General features: G+C 66.6%; 15 protein-coding genes. 11 read left to right on the plus strand and 4 right to left on the minus strand.

All coding sequences use genetic code 11. The annotated features are described in order from the left end of the window. The first annotated feature begins 73 nt into the window (after nucleotides 1–73). From ACFO0G_RS13130 to ACFO0G_RS13145, 4 genes are all read left to right on the plus strand, one after another. A complete protein-coding gene (locus ACFO0G_RS13130; protein ID WP_376978105.1) occupies nucleotides 74–577 on the plus strand; it encodes a GNAT family N-acetyltransferase in 504 nt (167 codons plus the stop codon). A 192-nt stretch (nucleotides 578–769) separates the two neighbouring features. Continuing rightward, entirely contained in the window at nucleotides 770–1,846 is a 1,077-nt protein-coding gene (locus tag ACFO0G_RS13135; protein ID WP_376978107.1) for an extracellular solute-binding protein, read from the plus strand. Nucleotides 1,847–1,893: 47 nt separating this feature from the next. Next, the gene (locus ACFO0G_RS13140) at nucleotides 1,894–2,958 is read left to right on the plus strand and encodes an ABC transporter ATP-binding protein (RefSeq protein WP_286400396.1); all 1,065 of its coding nucleotides are present in this window, start codon (nucleotides 1,894–1,896) and stop codon (nucleotides 2,956–2,958) included. Further along, on the plus strand, nucleotides 2,955–4,778 hold the full coding sequence (locus ACFO0G_RS13145) for an ABC transporter permease (RefSeq protein ID WP_286400398.1): 1,824 nt from the start codon (nucleotides 2,955–2,957) through the stop codon (nucleotides 4,776–4,778). The genes ACFO0G_RS13140 and ACFO0G_RS13145 overlap by 4 nt, the downstream gene beginning before the upstream one ends. Here the strand turns inward: ACFO0G_RS13145 and ACFO0G_RS13150 are convergent, their stop codons facing one another. Further along, nucleotides 4,779–5,834, minus strand: coding sequence for an FAD-dependent monooxygenase (locus tag ACFO0G_RS13150; RefSeq protein WP_376978110.1), 1,056 nt, complete (start codon nucleotides 5,832–5,834; stop codon nucleotides 4,779–4,781). 56 nt (nucleotides 5,835–5,890) lie between these two features. On the opposite strand from ACFO0G_RS13150, the gene ACFO0G_RS13155 reads away from it, so the two are divergent. Then, nucleotides 5,891–6,430 (plus strand): TetR/AcrR family transcriptional regulator, encoded by a 540-nt coding sequence (locus tag ACFO0G_RS13155; RefSeq protein WP_376978112.1) that lies wholly within the window; start codon nucleotides 5,891–5,893, stop codon nucleotides 6,428–6,430. Between the two features lie 37 nt (nucleotides 6,431–6,467). On the opposite strand, the gene ACFO0G_RS13160 is transcribed toward ACFO0G_RS13155, so the two are convergent. Further along, entirely contained in the window at nucleotides 6,468–7,658 is a 1,191-nt protein-coding gene (locus ACFO0G_RS13160) for a 4-hydroxybenzoate 3-monooxygenase (RefSeq protein ID WP_376978114.1), read from the minus strand. A 114-nt stretch (nucleotides 7,659–7,772) separates the two neighbouring features. Continuing rightward, nucleotides 7,773–8,516, minus strand: coding sequence for an IclR family transcriptional regulator (locus tag ACFO0G_RS13165; RefSeq protein ID WP_376978327.1), 744 nt, complete (start codon nucleotides 8,514–8,516; stop codon nucleotides 7,773–7,775). A gap of 155 nt (nucleotides 8,517–8,671) precedes the next feature. On the opposite strand from ACFO0G_RS13165, the gene ACFO0G_RS13170 reads away from it, so the two are divergent. Further along, complete coding sequence (locus ACFO0G_RS13170; RefSeq protein ID WP_376978116.1) at nucleotides 8,672–9,913, plus strand: MFS transporter; 1,242 nt, start codon at nucleotides 8,672–8,674, stop codon at nucleotides 9,911–9,913. Nucleotides 9,914–9,971: 58 nt separating this feature from the next. Here the strand turns inward: ACFO0G_RS13170 and ACFO0G_RS13175 are convergent, their stop codons facing one another. Next, nucleotides 9,972–11,048, minus strand: a complete 1,077-nt coding sequence (locus ACFO0G_RS13175; protein WP_286400407.1) for an FUSC family protein — start codon at nucleotides 11,046–11,048, stop codon at nucleotides 9,972–9,974. 154 nt (nucleotides 11,049–11,202) lie between these two features. Here ACFO0G_RS13175 and ACFO0G_RS13180 point away from each other — a divergent pair, with 154 nt between their 5' ends. From ACFO0G_RS13180 to ACFO0G_RS13200, 5 genes are all read left to right on the plus strand, one after another. Continuing rightward, nucleotides 11,203–12,045, plus strand: coding sequence for an ACT domain-containing protein (locus tag ACFO0G_RS13180; RefSeq protein WP_376978118.1), 843 nt, complete (start codon nucleotides 11,203–11,205; stop codon nucleotides 12,043–12,045). A gap of 339 nt (nucleotides 12,046–12,384) precedes the next feature. Next, the gene (locus tag ACFO0G_RS13185; RefSeq protein WP_376978120.1) at nucleotides 12,385–13,743 is read left to right on the plus strand and encodes an MFS transporter; all 1,359 of its coding nucleotides are present in this window, start codon (nucleotides 12,385–12,387) and stop codon (nucleotides 13,741–13,743) included. Nucleotides 13,744–13,822: 79 nt separating this feature from the next. Further along, nucleotides 13,823–14,506: a GntR family transcriptional regulator gene (locus ACFO0G_RS13190; RefSeq protein ID WP_376978122.1), complete on the plus strand. Its 684-nt coding sequence runs from the start codon at nucleotides 13,823–13,825 to the stop codon at nucleotides 14,504–14,506. Then, entirely contained in the window at nucleotides 14,503–15,291 is a 789-nt protein-coding gene (locus ACFO0G_RS13195) for an aspartate/glutamate racemase family protein (protein ID WP_376978124.1), read from the plus strand. Before ACFO0G_RS13190 ends, ACFO0G_RS13195 begins: the two co-directional genes overlap by 4 nt. 30 nt (nucleotides 15,292–15,321) lie before the next feature. Continuing rightward, complete coding sequence (locus ACFO0G_RS13200) at nucleotides 15,322–16,749, plus strand: amidohydrolase family protein (RefSeq protein WP_376978126.1); 1,428 nt, start codon at nucleotides 15,322–15,324, stop codon at nucleotides 16,747–16,749. Nucleotides 16,750–16,751 lie beyond the last annotated feature (2 nt).

Genomic DNA, 16,751 nt, shown 5'->3' on the forward strand with positions numbered 1-16,751 from the left:
CGGCAGGAAACACCCGCGTAACCGCCGGCGCCTAGCCTTGTCAGGCATACCCCTCCGGCGAATCGAGGCAGTTATGCAGACCAACCCCCGGCTGAACATCCGGCAGGTCCCCTGGTCCAACCCCGTAGGCGCGGACCTGCGCCATGCCCAGCAGGCCGAGCTGGACGCCCGCTTCGGCCGGCCCGACCATGAACCCGGCCCGCCGCCGTCGGGCGCCGACTGCGCTGTCTTCCTGGTGGCGTATGACAAGGGTTCCGGACAACCCGTCGGCTGCGGCGGACTGCGGCTCCTGGATGGATCGACGGCGGAAATCAAGCGCCTCTACGTACTGCCGTACACGCGCGGCTCCGGCGTGGCCAGTTCGATCCTGGCCGCACTCGAGGCGGAGGCTTTCAGGCAGGGCATAACCCGGATCAAGGCAGAAGCCGGCTCGGCCCAACCGGACGGCCGCAATTTTTACCGAAACTCCGGATTCGAGGCAATCCCCAACTTCGGGCCGTACATCGGAGTGGAACACTCTTCCTGCTACGCCAAAACCATCCACGCCCACAGCGCCGCCCAGACCGCCATGGCCTAGCGGGGCATCGGAGCCCAGGACTAACGTTCGCCCCCGGTTTACGCCGCGGGCCCCAGCCGTTTCCCCAACTGGTTCAAAGTGGGCAGCCGGGCTGTTTATCGAATCGATAGCTATAACAGCCCGGTTTTTGTCATGCCCGGCTATAGGCTGTGCGGACATGCTCCGATTCCAGTCCAGAAATGAGTCCTGATCGTGCGTAAATTGCAGACTTTGGTTGCCGCCGCCGTCGCCGCCACCCTTCTCGCCGGCTGTGGCGGTGCCTCCACCCCGCCGGCCTCTACCGGTGACGCCTCCGGCGCTCCGGCGGGAGCCTCCGGGGACACCCTGGTGATCTACACCAACTCCAACGGCGAGGGCCGGGGCGACTGGTTGGCTGCCAAGGCGGCCGAGGCCGGATTCAAGATTGAGATCGTGGGGGCCGGAGGCGCCGACGCCACCAACAAGCTCATTGCCGAGAAGAACAACCCCATCGCGGACGTCGCGTTCGGCCTGAACAACATGTACTTCTCCCAGGTCAAGAACGAGGGTGCGCTGGAGGCCTACCAGCCCGCATGGGCGGGCGCCGTGGACAAAGGCCTGGGCGACGGCGAGACCTACTGGCCCCTGGTGAAGCAGGCCATCCTCCTGGGCTACAACTCGGACAAGATCAGCAAGGACGCCGCGCCAAAGGACTGGACGGACCTGTGGACGAAGGACGAGTTCAAGAGCCGCTATGAACGGGTCACCGGCATGGGCACGGCCACCGCGCAGCTGGTCTTCGCAGGCATCCTCTCCAGGTACCGGGATGACTCCGGCGATCTGGGGATTTCCGACGACGGGTGGAAGCAGGTTGAGCAGTACTTCAAGAACGGCAGCCCCGCAGTGGCCAAGACCGACCTGTTTGCCCGCATCGCCTCCGGTGACGTGGACATGGGCCAGATGCCGTCCTCGATCATTGCCGACCGCGAAAAGTCCTTCAAGGTAAACGTGGACACTGTCATCCCCTCCGTGGGGGTCCCGCTTGCCGTGGAGCAGATAGCGCTGGTGAAGGGGACCAAGAAGAAGGACCAGGCGCAAAAGTTCATCGACTGGTTCGGCAGCGCCGAGGTCCAGGGCGAGTTCGCGCAGAAGTTCAACTCCATGCCGGTCAACAAGGGTGCCCAGGCAAAGGCCAACCCCGAGGTGGTGGACTTCTTTGCCGGCCTCAAGCAGCAGGACATCGACTGGAACTTCGTGCAGAAGAACATGGGTGCCTGGGTGGAGAAGATCGAACTTGAGTACATGACGTAACTCATACCGCCAGCCGCCATTCCCGCGTTCCACCAGACAGGGTTGCCATGATCCGCTTGGAAAACATCGAAGTTACCTTTGGCGATTTCACCGCCATTCCGCAGCTGGACCTGCATGTCCGGCCGGGCGAGTTCTTCACCCTCCTGGGGCCCTCCGGCTGTGGGAAGACGACGGCGCTGCGCACCCTGGCCGGCTTCATCCAGCCGGCCAGGGGTACGGTCAGGGTGGACGGCAAGGACGTGACCCGCCTTCCCAGCGACAAGCGGCAGGTGGGCATGGTGTTCCAGAACTATGCCCTGTTCCCGAGCATGAGCGTATGGGAGAATATCGCCTTCGGGCTCCGGGTCCGGAAGGAAAAACCGGCCGACAGCGACCGCCTGGTGCGGGACATTGCCCGGCGCGTGGAACTCAGCGAGGAGCAGCTGGCGAAGAACGTGGCCGAACTTTCCGGTGGCCAGCAGCAGCGGGTAGCCGTTGCCCGCGCCCTGGTGCTGCGGCCGAAAATCCTGCTGCTGGACGAGCCGCTGTCCAACCTGGACGCCAAGCTACGCCACCAGCTGCGCCAGCAGCTCAAGGACCTGCAGAGCGAGTTCGGCATCACCACCGTGTACGTCACCCATGACCAGGACGAGGCACTGGCCATGAGTGACCGGGTCGCCGTGTTCAACAAGGGCGTCGTGGAGCAGGTCGGCACCCCGCAGGACATCTACGACCAGGCCGCCACTGAGTTCGTCTGCAACTTCATCGGCGACAGTTCCACGCTGACGCCGGACTTCGTGGCGGAGGTCAACCGGCTTTCCGGCGCCGGCCTCAGCACGGATGCCAGGTCCTATCTGCGCGTGGAAAAAGCCTCACTGGACCGGCCCGGGGACGGAGGGACCGCCGTCGGACTTTCCGCCACCGTGGTCTCCCGCACGTACCACGGCCTGCACAGCCGCTACGTGGTGCGCAGCCACGGCGCTGACATTCGCCTCCTGGTCCGGGAAGACGGCGGCGCGCACCCCGAGGCCGGCACGGCCGTAACTGTCTACGTCCAGCCCGGGCACATCCTGCAGTACCATCCCGAAACCGGTGCCGCACTGGCAAAGGACCGGGCGGTTGCCCTGCCATGAGCGTCAACAACCCGGTGGGCAGCATGGCCCGCTCGCCGTTCGTCCTGGTGGTGGGGGTCATCCTCACCTGGTTCATTGCCGGCTTCCTGGTATGGCCCAACGTGAACATCCTGATCGCCACCTTCTTCCCCGACGGCAGCTTTTCGGGCCGCGCCGCGGAGAAGCTATTCTCCTCCCAGCGGGCGATGAAGGCACTGGGCAACAGCTTTCTCCTGGCCGTGGCGCTGTCCATCACCGTCAACGCGGTGGGGGTCTTCATCGTCCTGGTGACGCACTACTTCCGGATCCGTGGCTCCAGGATCCTCTTCCTGGGGTATGCCTCCACCTTCATCTACGGCGGCATCGTCCTGGCCGCAGGCTACAAATTCATCTACGGGGACAAGGGCATGGTCACCTCGCTGCTGGTCCGGATTTTCCCCGGGATGGACCCGGGCTGGTTCTCCGGGTTTTTTGCCGTCCTGGTGGTCATGACCTTTGCCACCACCACCAACCACATGCTGTTCGTGGCCAACGCTCTCAAGGGCATCGATTATCAGACCATCGAGGCGGCGCGGAACCTTGGCGCCTCCACGTGGACCATCCTGCGGCGCATTGTCCTGCCCATGCTCAAACCCACGCTGTTCGCCGTCACCATCCTGTCGTTCCTCACCGGCCTGGGCGCGTTGAGCGCTCCCCAGGTGCTGGGGGGCCGGGACTTCCAGACCATCACGCCGATGATCCTGACGTTTACCAACAGCCCCACCTCCCGCGACCTGGCGGCGCTGCTGGCCGTAATCCTGGGCCTGGCCACCATGCTGATGCTCGCAGTGATGTCCCGCCTGGAAAAGGGCGGAACCTACTTTTCAGTGTCAAAGGTGTCTTCCGAACTCCAGAAGCAGGAGATCACCAATCGCGCAGCCAACGTGGCCGTGCACGGCGTGGCCTATCTCCTCTTTGCCATCTACACGCTTCCGGTCGTGCTGATCGTGCTGTACTCGTTTGCGGACGGCGCTGCCATCCAAACAGGACAGCTCTCGCCTGCGAACCTGACACTGGACAACTACGTCCGCGTCCTCACCCAGCAGTCGGGGCTCCGGCCGTTCATCGTCAGCGTGGTGTACAGCGCCCTGGCGGCGGTCATCGCGGTGGGCGGGCTGCTCTTTGTGGCGCGGCTGCTGCAAAAGTACAAAAACTGGGTGGCCTCCACGTTCGAGTACCTGCTGCACATCCCGTGGATCCTGCCGTCCGCACTGCTGGCCCTGGGCCTGATTGTCAGCTACGACCACCCCAATCCCCTGGTGGGCGGTGCCGTCCTCACCGGGACAACGGTGATCCTGCTCATCGCGTTTGTCACGGTGAAGATCCCATTTACACTCCGGATGCTCAAGGCGTCTTTTGCCTCCGTGAACTCCTCATTGGAGGAGGCTGCAGCCATCATGGGTGCCAAGACCCTGTACGTCTTCAGGCGGATCCTCCTGCCGCTGGTGCTCCCGGCCGCGGCCGCCATTACGGCCTTGAACTTCAACAGCCTCCTCGACGACTACGACACCGCTATCTTCCTGGCCCATCCGCTGGTGCAGCCGCTGGGCCTGGTCATCAAAGCCAATACTGACGGCGCCGAGGGCACTGAGGGAATCGCGAACACATTCGTCTACACAGTGCTCCTCATGGTCATTACGGGCGTGACCATGTACCTCGTGTACGGCAGGTCCGGGCGGCGCAGGTCCAAGAAACCCCTGCCCGCCCTGCCTTCCGCATCGCAAGCCCCCGGCCCGGGAGCTCCTGGAGCGCAGGCGCCGGGTGAGGATGACGCCACGCGTCCAGCCGGTGCCGTTCGTTGATCAACCGCCGGAGGTGCTGCCGACGGCGGCCCCTGCGTTCCGCCGTCGGGCGAGGTTGAGCACGCGGTCCCGCAGCGGCTGGGCACTGTCGGCGAGCGCGATCCGTCCCAGCGCTGACGAGGCGACACTCACGGCGCGCGTGCGCAGCCTCCGCTGCCGGTTGTAAGCCCGCAGCGCCTGGTCCTCGGGCAAGGTGTTGAGGAGGTCGGCCAGCGTGACCGCGTCGACCAGCGATTCGCAGGCCCCGCGGCCCAGCGTGGGCATCATGGCATGCGCGGCGTCTCCAATGAGCACCCTCCTGCCGCTGACGTAGGAGCCGAGGCGCGGAACCGTCCACAGGCGCTGGACCAGGCATTCCTCCGACGTGGCTGCAGCCAGGGCGTGCCGGATGGCAGGGGCGTGGTTGGCGTAGCGTGCCCTTGCCTGCTCGAGGGCTGTCGCTGGGTCTATCCCGTACGGGCCGAGTTCCGACCGGTAGCTCGCATACCAAAAGGAGCCTCCACGCGCAGCGGCCATCCCAAACAGGTCTCCCCGGCCCCAGTACTCGCCCACCTCATCCGGTGCGACTGGAGTGGGGAGGGTGCCGCGAAGAGCAAGGTAGGGGGTGAGGCGGGCATCGGTGGCCCCGCCCCAGGCCGTACGCCGGACCATGCTGTGGACACCGTCGGCGCCCACCACCAGTCTGCCGTCCACGGGAATCGTCTGCACGGTGTCAGTGACCCTACGGATGGTAGCGGGCACGGCGGCATCCAGCAGCCGGAGCAGGTCTACCCGGGAAATGCCGAACATCTCCCCTGCATCGACGGTGACCCAGGGCTCCCCCTGTGCATTGCGGACCGAGCCTGTGCCGAGCACCGGACTGACTGCCCGCGCCTCGTCAAGGATTCCCAGTCGGGCCAGTGCCCGCTGGGCGTTTAGCCACATCCCCAGCGCATTGCCCACGGCAGGCAGTTCCGGACGTTTCTCATGGACGATGACCTGGAAGCGGCTGGTATCCAAAGCAGCCGCGAGGGCGAGCCCGGCGATTCCGCCGCCAACGATCGTGATCGTTTCCATGCAGCACATTCTACTACTTTTGTAGTGAACAGGAAGAGCCCAATTACACTGAACGCATGCCGGACCGCCGCACCCAACTGCTCGATGCCGCCCTGGCCGTGGTGGCGGACCGCGGAATGAAGGGCCTCACCCACCGGGCTGTTGACGCCGCAGCAGAAGTGGCCGAGGGAACCACCTCCAACTACTACCGCAACCGCGCCACCCTGGTAGCGGCAGTGCTGGAGCGCCTGCTGGAGCTGGACGCAGCGCTCCTGGCGGAGCAGGGGCCGGCCGGGCCGCCCCGGAGCGTTGAGGAACTGGCAAACCAGTTGGCCTCCCTGGTGCTGGCGCTTGCGGGTCAGCATGCCGGCCTGACCCGCGCACGGCTGGCACTTTCCCTGGACAAGCCCGAGTCAGTAACCGCCGGCCATTTCCGGCTGGTGGGCGGCCTGGAACAGGCACTGGCCGCCTTGGGCGTACCGGACGCCGGAGCCAGGGCACGGGACGTGGCGGACTACGGCGACGGCGTACTGCTGCACCTGCTCACCGTGCGGCGGGATGACGCTCCCGACGCCGCCGCCATTGCGTCGGCAGTCCGGCGGCTGCTGACGCCGTAAGACCGGCTGGCAGCCCGCCGTCGTAATCCTCCCTGGCTCAGGAGGCTGCGGTGGGCCAGCCCGTGTAAGCCTCGGCCAGGTAGGCCCTGCCATGCCGGGAGGAGACCACGGAGTTCAGTTCCCCGAGCTGGCGGGCGCGGGAGAAGTCATCGGCGTCCGCGGGGGTGTGCAGCATGGTGGTCATCCAGTAGGAGAACTGCTGCGCCTTCCACACCCGGTCCAGGGCGCGATCGCTGTAGGTCTCCAGGAGCGCATCCGAGCCGGAGTTGTAGTGGCTGTCGAGGCCTTCGAAGAGGACCTTGACGTCATTGATGGCCAGGTTGAGGCCCTTGGCCCCGGTGGGCGGGACGGTGTGCGCGGCGTCGCCGGCCAGGAAAAGGTTGCCGTGGCGCATGGGCGTGTGGACGAAACTGCGGAACGGCAGGACCATTTTTTCCAGGACCGGGCCTTCCTTGAGCTCGAAGCCGTTACCGTTGACCCGGCTGCGGAATTCGGCCCAGATCCGGTCGTCATCCCATTCCGCGACGTTTTCCTTGGGGTCGCACTGGAAGTACATCCGCTGCACGGTCTCGGTGCGCTGGCTGATCAGGGCGAAGCCGTTGGCGGAGTTGGCGTAGATCAACTCGTCCGAGCTGCGCGGTGCCTCGGCCAGGATGCCGAACCAGGCGAAGGGGTATTCGTGGAAGTACCACTTGCGGTGGGCTTCGGGGATCTGGAACCGGCAGTGGCTGCGCGAGCCGTCGGCGCCGACCAGGAAGTCGGCCTGGATCTCGAACTCGACGCCGTCCGCATCGGTGAACCACACCTTCGGCTTGCCTTCGAGGTCGTGCACCGAGGTGTCGGTGACGCTGTAGCGGACGTCGCCGCCGTCGTCCTTGCGGCGCGCGGCGAGGTCCAGGAAGACATCTGTTTGCGGGTACAGCCACACGGACTCCCCCACCAGGTCCTTGAAGTCAATGCGGTGGCTCTCGCCGTTGAAGCGCAGTTCAATCCCGTCGTGCCGGTCGCCGTCGCGCAGCACCCGATCTGAAACGCCGCTGTCCACCAACAGGTTGACGGTGCCGTGCTCCAGGATGCCCGCCCGAACGGTGTGGGCGATCTGCTCGTGGCTGCGGATCTCGATCACGGTGGACTCGATGCCTGCCTTGGCCAGCAGGTGGGAGAGCATGAGTCCTGCGGGGCCGCCGCCCATGATGGCTACCTGGGTGGTGATGACTTTTCGTGCCATGGTCTGTTCTCGCTTCATTGCGGGCCCCGCCGGAGGCGGCACCGGGCTTCTTCGTCTGGCAACCAGTGTGGGCCGAAGCCGGTGACCTCCGTTACACCTATTCCGTTCAATGGATCAGAAGTCTGCCATTTGCCGGGCGATGCCGCGGGCAGCCGTTTGCAGCGCGGGCACCAATGCCTGCAGGCGCATCTCGCGGAGGGGAACCACGACGCCGAGCGAGGCCACGGCGCGCTGCCGCCGGTTCAGCACGGGGACGGCTATGCCCCAGGTGTCCGGATCCACCACGCCCTTGAGTTGGGCAAAACCCTGGTGGGAGGTCTCGGCAAGGAGGGCGCGCACGGCGTCAGGTCCGACTTTTCCATCCGGGTCCGTGAACCCGCGGAGGTATTCCTCCTGCGCAGCCTTGTCCTGGTGCGCCATCAGCGCCAGGCCTGCCGACGAAATATGGACCGGCATCCGGCCTGCCACCTGGGCCCGGTTGGCCACCGAACCCCGCCGGGACAGCCGTTCCACAAACAAGGCCTCCCAGCCGTCCAGCACGGCAAGGTTTACGTTCTGGTGCAGCACCTGCTGGATGTCCTCCATGAATGGCATGGCCGCCTGCCGCAGGGCGAGTGTTGGGGAGGTACGGTTCGCCAGTTCCCATAACCTGACCCCGGGCCGGACCATGCCGCCCGGCGCCGCTTCCAGCAATCCATGGGCGGCAAGCTGGCCCACCAGCCGGTGCGTGGTGGTGAGCGGCAGGCCCGCCCGCTGGGCGAGGTCGCTCAGCTGCAGGGCGCCGATGTCCTGGGGAAACGCGGAAATCAGGCGGACGATCCGGTCCACCACCGAGTCGCCGGAGGGAGAGTTGGCCAGGGCGATCACCCGCTTCCGTTGAATGGGAAAACATGTCCCAGATTACACCCCCTGGTGATACAAACCTCACTGGGGATGTGGGCGATGCTGCCCAAAACCACCACGGCAAAGCAGCCCGCCGCTCAAACTCCTGGAAGATACACCGAGGTATTTCTATGTCATTTGCGCCATCTCAACCCCGCTCCAAGTGGCCGGTCTGGCTTTGCTGGCTCGCAATGGTCCTTGACGGCTTTGACCTGGTGGTGCTGGGCACCGTCATCCCCACGCTGATCAAGACCCACGACCTTGGTTTCGATGCCGTGGGCGCCACGTGGGCCGCCACCATCTCCCTCGTCGGCGTTGGCGCCGGTGCCCTGTTCATCGCCCCATTGTCAGACCGCTTCGGCCGGCGCCGCCTCCTGGTGGCGTGCGTCCTGTGGTTTTCGATCTTCACCATCGCCGTGGTGTTCGCTCCCAACGTCACCGTGTTCTGCGTCTTCCGGCTTCTGGCCGGCTTGGGCCTGGGTGCCTGCCTCCCGGCCGCCCTGGCCTACATGAACGACTACGCTCCGGCAGGTACTGCCGGTAAGTCAACCACGCGCACCATGACCGGCTACCACGCGGGCGCCGTGGCCACGTCCTTCCTTGCCCTGATGCTGATCCCGGACTGGCGGATGATGTTCGTCGTCGGCGGGCTCGCGGGCATTGTCCTGGCTCCCTTCCTGTGGTTCAAGCTCCCGGAGACCCTCTCCTCAGCGGCTGCCCCGGCCACGGAAGCAAGGGAACCGGCCGCAGCCCCCACAGGCTTCCGGGACCTGGCCCGGAAGCCCTACCCCCTGGTGGCGCTGGCCATCGCGGCCGCTTCCTTCATGGGCCTGCTCCTGGTCTACGGACTGAACACCTGGCTTCCGCAGCTGATGGCCGGCGCCGGGTACACGGTCAGCACGGGCCTGGTCCTCCTGCTGGTCCTGAATGTGGGTGCCGTGGTGGGGCTGGTCATCGCGGGGATCCTGGCCGACAGGCACGGCACCAAGAAGGTGGTACTGCTGTGGTTCGGGCTCTCCGCGGTCTTCCTGGCGGTCCTTAGCGTCAAGATCCAAAGTGAACTGCTGCTCAACCTGGCAGTCTTTGTCACTGGCGTTTTCGTGTTCAGCGCACAGGTGCTGGTCTACGCGTGGGTCAGTCAGCTGTTCCCGGCAGCCCTCCGCGCCACCGCCCTGGGGTTCGCCGCCGGTGTGGGGCGGCTCGGCGCCATCCTGGGCCCCGCCGTTACCGGAACGCTGGTGGCCGCCAACATCGCCTACCCCTGGGGCTTCTACGTCTTCGCGGCCGCTGCCGCCATTGCCGTGGTGGCGCTGGTGGCAGTTCCGCACACCATCCGGGCAGTCCGGGAAGAAGCAGCCGCGGAACGCCCATAACCCGCCGCCGATCGGCCCGCCCCAGGCGCTCCGGGGGCGGGCCGATCGGAAAAGGCTGTCAGGCCGCCGTCGTGACCCCGCCCTGCCTGCTCCGCACACGGCGCCATAGGGCCGGAGCCAGCACCACAGTTATGCCGACGGCGGCACCAATGACCGTCTCCACGATGCGGTCGCGCAGCAGGAACGCAGGCGAGGCGGGAACAACCAACAGCGTGGAGATCAGCGCCAGGGGGGTGACGAACACCTGGGCCAGCAGGTATTGGCGGATGATGAACATTTCGGCGCCGAACTGGCACAGCGCCATGACGAGCACTGTCTGCCAGGGCTGCAGGCCCACCAGCAGGACGGCCGCCAGGACCAGCAGGCCCAGGACGGTGCCGATGATTCTTTGGATGCCGCGGCGCACCCGGTGCCGTGTGGTGTGGCCCACCAGGGGAACGACGGCGGCCACCATGGCCCAGTAGTTGTGCCCGAACCCCAGGCGGGACCCGGCCCAGGTGGCCAGTGTGCCGGCAAGTCCCGCGGCCACCAGGTAGCCCAACCCTTCAAGCCACGCCGTGCGCTTCTCCGTGGCAGTGCGCCGGATCCGCGGCGGCCTGGTCCACGGGGTGCGGTGGCTGGGAAGGATCCGGGACGAGAAGCCCACAAGCAGGGCGAACACCGTGGTGAGGACGGCCACCAGCATGCCCTGCCAAAGCGGCGGCTGGTTGGGAATGGACGCAATGGCGGCGAAAGCGAAGATGTGGAAAAGCGACCCTGCCGGGCGCAGCCGCAACCAGGAGATGGCGACGGAACAGGCGCCTGCCACAAGCGTGGTGGCCAGGACCAGCAGCCAGGTGTGGGTGGCAGCATCCAGGCCCCAGGCAGGACCCATCCGGGCCGCGAGCGCCGCCAGGAAGATCACCAGCAGCATCAGCAGCCCGGCCCGCAGCTGCAGCACGAAGCGGACGGCATGCGGTTCGCCGCGGCCGTAGATTCCAGTGAAGGCGCCGAAGGACGCGAAGATTGCCACGTCCAGCCGGCCCAGCAGCACCAGCGTGATGAGGGGAACGAAGACGCCCACGGCACAGCGCAGCGCCGGGTGGTGGTCCTTGTTGCCGGGGCCGATGGTGAACATCTCGGCAAACAACTTCACGGGCAGCGCCTTCCTGGGGTGGATTCTGGACGGGCGGCCACGCTGACGTTCCTGATAAATCCTACGGCCCGGACCCTATGCAGCGCCCGCCGCGTTCCCCTGAATGGAATCGGAAGGCAACGCAGGGGAAATAACTCGGGGCAATGCTTGAGCCATGAAGCACCCTTCGTCCCACCCGACCGCTCAAGAATTGCGCTGCGAAGTCTGCGGCCAGATGCCGGAACCGCCCAAGGCCCGACTGACCGTGGCGAACGTGGCCGTGATGCTGCCCATCGAGCTGCTGGTCCACGCCCTGGTGGTGGAAACCCACCTTCCTTATGTGGCCAAGGTGCTGGTGCTGGCCCTCACCGCGACGGTCCTGGTGATCTGGGTGGCCGAGCCATCAGCCGCCCGGCTCCTGCTCCGCTGGCTGCATGCTCCTGCGCTGCGGCGCCGCCGGCAGCTGGCGGCAGCCCCATCGCTGTGGCGGGCGCGGACAATGCTGCGGGACCAGCCCGGTTCACTGCAACGGATCACGCGGGCGCTGGCGCGGCTGGACAGCAACATCCTCAGCATCCACGTCCACCCTGTGCCCGGCGGAGTCCTGGACGAGTTCGTCCTCTCCGTCCCCGGCCACGTGCGCGAGCGGGAGCTTTTGACAGCACTGCACGACGGCGGCGGCAGCAGTTCCCACGTGTGGCCCACCACCGCACTGGCCATGGCGGATGGGCAAACCAAGGCGCTGAGCCTCGCGGCACGGATCGCTGCCGCCCCGGACGAACTGCCGCTGGCGGTGGCCGAGCTCCTGCACGCAAGGATCCTGCCGCCGTCGGACGCCGCCGGCACAGGGCCCGACGACGGAACGCGCCTCAAGATCCCGACCGCATGGGACGGGCCCATCACTTTCTCCCGGCCGGGCGAGCCGTTCACTCCGGCGGAATCGGCGCGGGCCCACCGGCTGGCTGAGGTGGCCGAAATTACTTCTTATCGGCCGGCCGCGTCCCCAACAGAACGTTGAGCCTCGACCCCACCACGGTGATCAGGATGATGGCACCGGCCATGGAGGCCAGCTGGACCGGGGTGGAGAGGATTGTTCACGGTTGCCCACTACCCGGCCGCCGCCAGTCACATCGGTTGGGAAGCCGGCCACGCAGCCGGTGCCCGAAAAATCCTTGACAGTGGCGGGAGTCACTCCTACCTTTGATTTTGGGATCCCAATTTGGGATCCCAAAATTGCAAAGCTTCCGCTCGGCGCTCCGGATCGCCCAGCGGATCCTCCCCATGGCAACGGCCCAACGGGCACGTACCGCCCCGTTCGCATCCCCCCATCCGTAAACTTCCCCGTGAAGGAGAAGCTGTGTCCATCCCAAACACTGAAACAACGGCCACGTCCCCCGAGGCCACCCCCGGCACCGCCGACAAACCCGGACAGGACGGCACGCAACGACGCACTGCCGTCCGATGGAAGCTCTTCCTGCTGCTCCTGGTCCTGGTGTCCGTCAACTACATCGACCGCGGTTCCATCTCCGTCGCCCTGCCCATCATCCAAAAGGAATTCAACCTCGCCCCCGAACTGGTGGGCCTGCTGCTCTCCGCGTTCTTCTGGACCTACGCCCTGATGCAGGTGCCCGTGGGCTGGCTGATCGACAAATTCGGTCCCCGCAAGGTGATGACCGCGTCCTGCATCGGCTGGGGCGCTGCCACGGCGGCCTCCGGAATGGCAGGCGGCTTCCTCAGCATGTTCATCGCCCGGCTCGGCATCGGCGTGACGGAGGCCGGCGTGATGCCCGCCGGCGGCAAGCTCAATGCCATCTGGATGCACAAGTCCGAACGTGGCCGCGGCGCCACCATCCTGGACGCCGGCGCACCCCTGGGTGCCGGGCTTGGCGGCATCATCATTGCCGGCCTCATCGCCTCCACCGGCAGCTGGCGCTGGTCCTTCGTCATCGCCGGCGCCGCCACCGTCCTCATGGGCCTGGCCGTCTGGTGGTACGTCCGTGACAACCCCCGCCAGCACCGCGGGGTCAACGACGCCGAGGCGTCCTACATCGAAGCGTCGCACGCCGCCGAGGATGCCGAAGCAGCCATGGACGGCAGCAAGGGCAAGCGCGGGCTGCTTCCCTACCTCAAATTCCGCTCCTTCTGGGCCATGTGCCTGGGCTGGCTCGGCTTCAACGGCGTGTTCTACGGCCTGCTGACCTGGGGCCCGCTGTACCTGGCCCAGGCCAAGGGCTTCGACCTGAAGACCATCGGCTGGTCCACGCTGGTGATCTTCGGCGCCGGGTTCGTCGGCGAGATCATCGGCGGCACCATCGCCGACAAGTGGCGCGCGTCCGGCGCCTCCGCCAACCTTGTCATGCGGACCCTCCTCGGCATCTCCAGCGCCATCGTCGTGGCAGGCCTGGTGGGCGTGACCGTGGTGCCTGACGCCACCACCGCCGTGGTCCTGCTCTCCGTGGTCCTGTTCTTCCTGCGCTGGGTGGGCCTGTTCTGGAGCATCCCCTCCATCCTGGGCGGCCGCACCAACGCCGGCGTCCTGGGCGGGGCGATGAACCTCAGCGGCAACATCTCCGGCTTCGTCACCCCCATCGTCGTCGGCCTGATCGTGGGCGCCACCGGCTCCTACACCTGGGCGCTGCTGTACTTCGTGGGTTCCGCGGTGATCATGGGCGCCTCTGTCCTCACCCTGAACTACAACAAGCGGCTTCCTGTCTAAGCTGACCCTCGCAGGGAAACTTGCAATCGACGCCCCCGCAGCCGGGAGCAGTGCCGTACGAGAATCCGAATGGAGCATCATGCTGACCGCAGAAGAGACCCAGGACAAGGACCGCCCCCTCCGCGAGACCGTCCGGGACACCCTCCGCACCCGGATTTTCGAAGGACACTACGCTCCCGGCACGCGGCTGGTGGAACGCGACCTGGCAGCCGAATTCTCCGTCTCCCGGCTGCCGGTCCGCGAAGCCCTGCGAATGCTCCGCATGGAAGGCCTGATCAGTGACCGCGGCGCACGCGGGGCCGAGGTCAGCAGCCTCAGCCCCAAGGACGTGGAGGACCTCTTCGACGTCCGCCAGTCCCTGGAGGTGCTGGCCTGCCGGCTCGCCGCCAAGCGGGCCACCGAGGAGCACCTCGCCTACCTCAAGGGCCTGCTGGACAACGCGGAGGCCTTCCTGGCGAAGGGTTCCGTCATGGAGGCACACCGCTCCAACAGCGAATTCCACGACGCCATCACCCGGATCGCGGACAATAACTTCCTCAAGTCCGCCCTGGAACCCCTCCAGGGCCGCATGCACTGGCTGTTCCGGCACGTGGCCGACCTGCCCGAACTCATCCGCGAACACCGCGAACTCTTCGCCGCGATCGCCAGCGGCGACCCGGACAGGGCCGCGGCCCAATCCGCATCCCACATCGGGAAGTACCGGGACCAGTTTCCCGAGGACTTCCAGAAAACCGAACCAGAATTCCACCGGAAGAGAAAATGAAACTCCTGGTCATCAACCCCAACATCAGTGCCGACGTCACCGCACTGATCGAATCCGAGGCGCTGCGCTCCGCCTCCCCCGGAACCGAATTGCTGGTCCGGACGGCCGGCCACGGCGTGGAGTACATCGAAACCCGTTTTGAAGCCCTCATCGCCGCCGGCGCAGTGGCCGAGATCATCGCCGAACACACCCGCCCCGGCGCTGACCCGGTGGATGCCGTAGTGGTCGCAGCCTTCGGGGACCCCGGCATGCCGGCCCTCAAGGAACTGGCGGACGTACCCGTCATCGGGATCACCGAGGCAGCCCTTTGCGCCGCGGCACTGCAGGGCCACCGCTTCTCCATCATCGCCATCTCGGACCGGATCAAGCCCTGGTACCGCGAATGCGTGGAACAATTCGGCCTGGCAGGCCGCCTGGCCTCCATCCGTTCCATCAACGACTCCCTCACCAGCATCGCCTCGGTCCAGCAGGACTTCCGGGAAACCCTGCTGGCACTCAGCCGGAAGGCCGTCGCCGAGGACGGCGCCGACGTCGTAATCCTCGCCGGTGCCCCGCTGGCCGGCCTGGCCCGCGAACTCAACGGACAGATTCCCGTGCCCGTGGTTGACGGTATTTCCGCCGGGATCCGCCTGGCGGAAGCCGTGGCTGCACTGCAGTCCGGAACCCACCGCGCCGGCGCCTTCGCCCCGCCCCCGGCCAAGGACCGCAAGGGCCTGTCGGGCAACCTGGACGCGGCCCTCGCCGCCCGCCAGGAGCACGCCGAAACCCCGCAGCCCGCCGCCTAAGCAGACTTCACCACCCCAAGGAGGACACCGATGTCCCACCAGCCAGACCTCGTCATTGCCAACGCCACCGTCGTCAACAGCACCGGCCGGCAGGAAGCCCACATCGTGGTGCACGAAGGAAAGATCGCCGCCCTCACCGACGCCGCCCAGCCGGTCCCCGCGGCGGACCGCACCATCGACGCCACGGGAAGACTCGTGATCCCCGGCGGCGTGGACGGACACTGCCACGTGGCGCAGGTGACCGGCCGCTTCCGCACCCTGGACGACTACCGCACCACCTCCACCGCGGCCCTGTGGGGCGGCACCACCACCATCATCGATTTCGGCATCCCCCGCGATGCCCAGGAAACCCCGCTGGCCGCCGTCCTGCACAAGAAGGAACTGGCCACCCAGTCCCGCTGCGACGTCGCCCTCCACGGCGCCGTCATCAGCTGGGACGAAACCGTGCCGTGGCAGCTGGAACAACTGGCCACCGAAGGCGTCCGCTCGGTGAAGATGTACACCACCAACCGCGGAACCACCATGGCCGACGGCGACACCATCCTGAAAGTCATGCGGGAAATGGTGCGGCTGGACGGCCTGGCCTACATCCACGCCGAACACGACCCCATCATTGCCGACTGCACCGAACAGCACGCCCAGGACGGCCGCATCGGCATCGAACACTTGCACCGGACCCGGCCCGAACTGGCCGAGGAGATCTCCGTCAAGGAGACCCTGGCCATGGCCGAATACACGGGCGCCCCGGTGTACTTCGTCCACCAGTCCACGCCCGGCGCCGTGGACCTGGTCTCGCAGGCACGGGAGCGCGGCATCGAGGCCTACTCCGAAACCTGCCCCCACTACGTCACGCTGGACGACACCGTCTACGCCTCCACCTTCCCCGAGTGGTTCGCCTGCTGCCCGCCCATGCGCTGCGCGGAAACGGTGGCGGCCCTGAAGGAGCGGCTGGTCTCCGGTGCCATCCACACCATGTCCTCGGACCACTCCTGCTACGACCTGTCCCAGAAGCGCGAGCGCACCGACGACGTGCGTGCCATGCCGCACGGACTCCCCGGGGTGGAGACGCGCATGCCGGTCACCTTCACGGCAATGGCCTCCGCCGGGGCCAGCGTGGAACAGTTTGTCAGCGCCTTCGCTGCGGAACCTGCCCGGATCAACGCCGTCCCCGGCAAGGGCCGCATCGCCGAAGGATTCGACGCCGACCTGGTGGTTTTCGACCCCGCCGAGGAACGTACCGTGGACGGCGCAGCCCTCCACATGGGCACGGACTTCTCCCCCTTCGACGGGAAGGCACTCACCGGCTGGCCCGCCGTCGTTGTTTCCAACGGGCGCGTGGTCCTTGACGCGGACGGCTTCCACGATCCCGGCGCCGCGGGCCGCTTCATCCACCGCAACGGCTTCCGGCAGCACCAGTCCGCCTCCGAAGCCGCCCACCTGCCCGCCGCCGCCCTCTAGGA

Origin of the sequence: Arthrobacter sedimenti, from assembly GCF_042652025.1 — a bacterium.
Taxonomy (GTDB): Bacteria; Actinomycetota; Actinomycetes; order Actinomycetales; family Micrococcaceae; genus Arthrobacter; species Arthrobacter sedimenti.

What these genes read in the sequence shown, in the direction of transcription:
- ACFO0G_RS13190 (WP_376978122.1), top strand. Translation starts at nt 13,823, where the DNA reads ATGCTGACCGCAGAAGAGACCCAGGACAAGGACCGCCCCCTCCGCGAG.
- ACFO0G_RS13160 (WP_376978114.1), bottom strand. Translation starts at nt 7,658, where the DNA reads ATGGCACGAAAAGTCATCACCACCCAGGTAGCCATCATGGGCGGCGGC.
- ACFO0G_RS13150 (WP_376978110.1), bottom strand. Translation starts at nt 5,834, where the DNA reads ATGGAAACGATCACGATCGTTGGCGGCGGAATCGCCGGGCTCGCCCTC.
- ACFO0G_RS13195 (WP_376978124.1), top strand. Translation starts at nt 14,503, where the DNA reads ATGAAACTCCTGGTCATCAACCCCAACATCAGTGCCGACGTCACCGCA.
- ACFO0G_RS13145 (WP_286400398.1), top strand. Translation starts at nt 2,955, where the DNA reads ATGAGCGTCAACAACCCGGTGGGCAGCATGGCCCGCTCGCCGTTCGTC.
- ACFO0G_RS13130 (WP_376978105.1), top strand. Translation starts at nt 74, where the DNA reads ATGCAGACCAACCCCCGGCTGAACATCCGGCAGGTCCCCTGGTCCAAC.
- ACFO0G_RS13180 (WP_376978118.1), top strand. Translation starts at nt 11,203, where the DNA reads ATGAAGCACCCTTCGTCCCACCCGACCGCTCAAGAATTGCGCTGCGAA.
- ACFO0G_RS13170 (WP_376978116.1), top strand. Translation starts at nt 8,672, where the DNA reads ATGTCATTTGCGCCATCTCAACCCCGCTCCAAGTGGCCGGTCTGGCTT.
- ACFO0G_RS13200 (WP_376978126.1), top strand. Translation starts at nt 15,322, where the DNA reads ATGTCCCACCAGCCAGACCTCGTCATTGCCAACGCCACCGTCGTCAAC.
- ACFO0G_RS13140 (WP_286400396.1), top strand. Translation starts at nt 1,894, where the DNA reads ATGATCCGCTTGGAAAACATCGAAGTTACCTTTGGCGATTTCACCGCC.
- ACFO0G_RS13155 (WP_376978112.1), top strand. Translation starts at nt 5,891, where the DNA reads ATGCCGGACCGCCGCACCCAACTGCTCGATGCCGCCCTGGCCGTGGTG.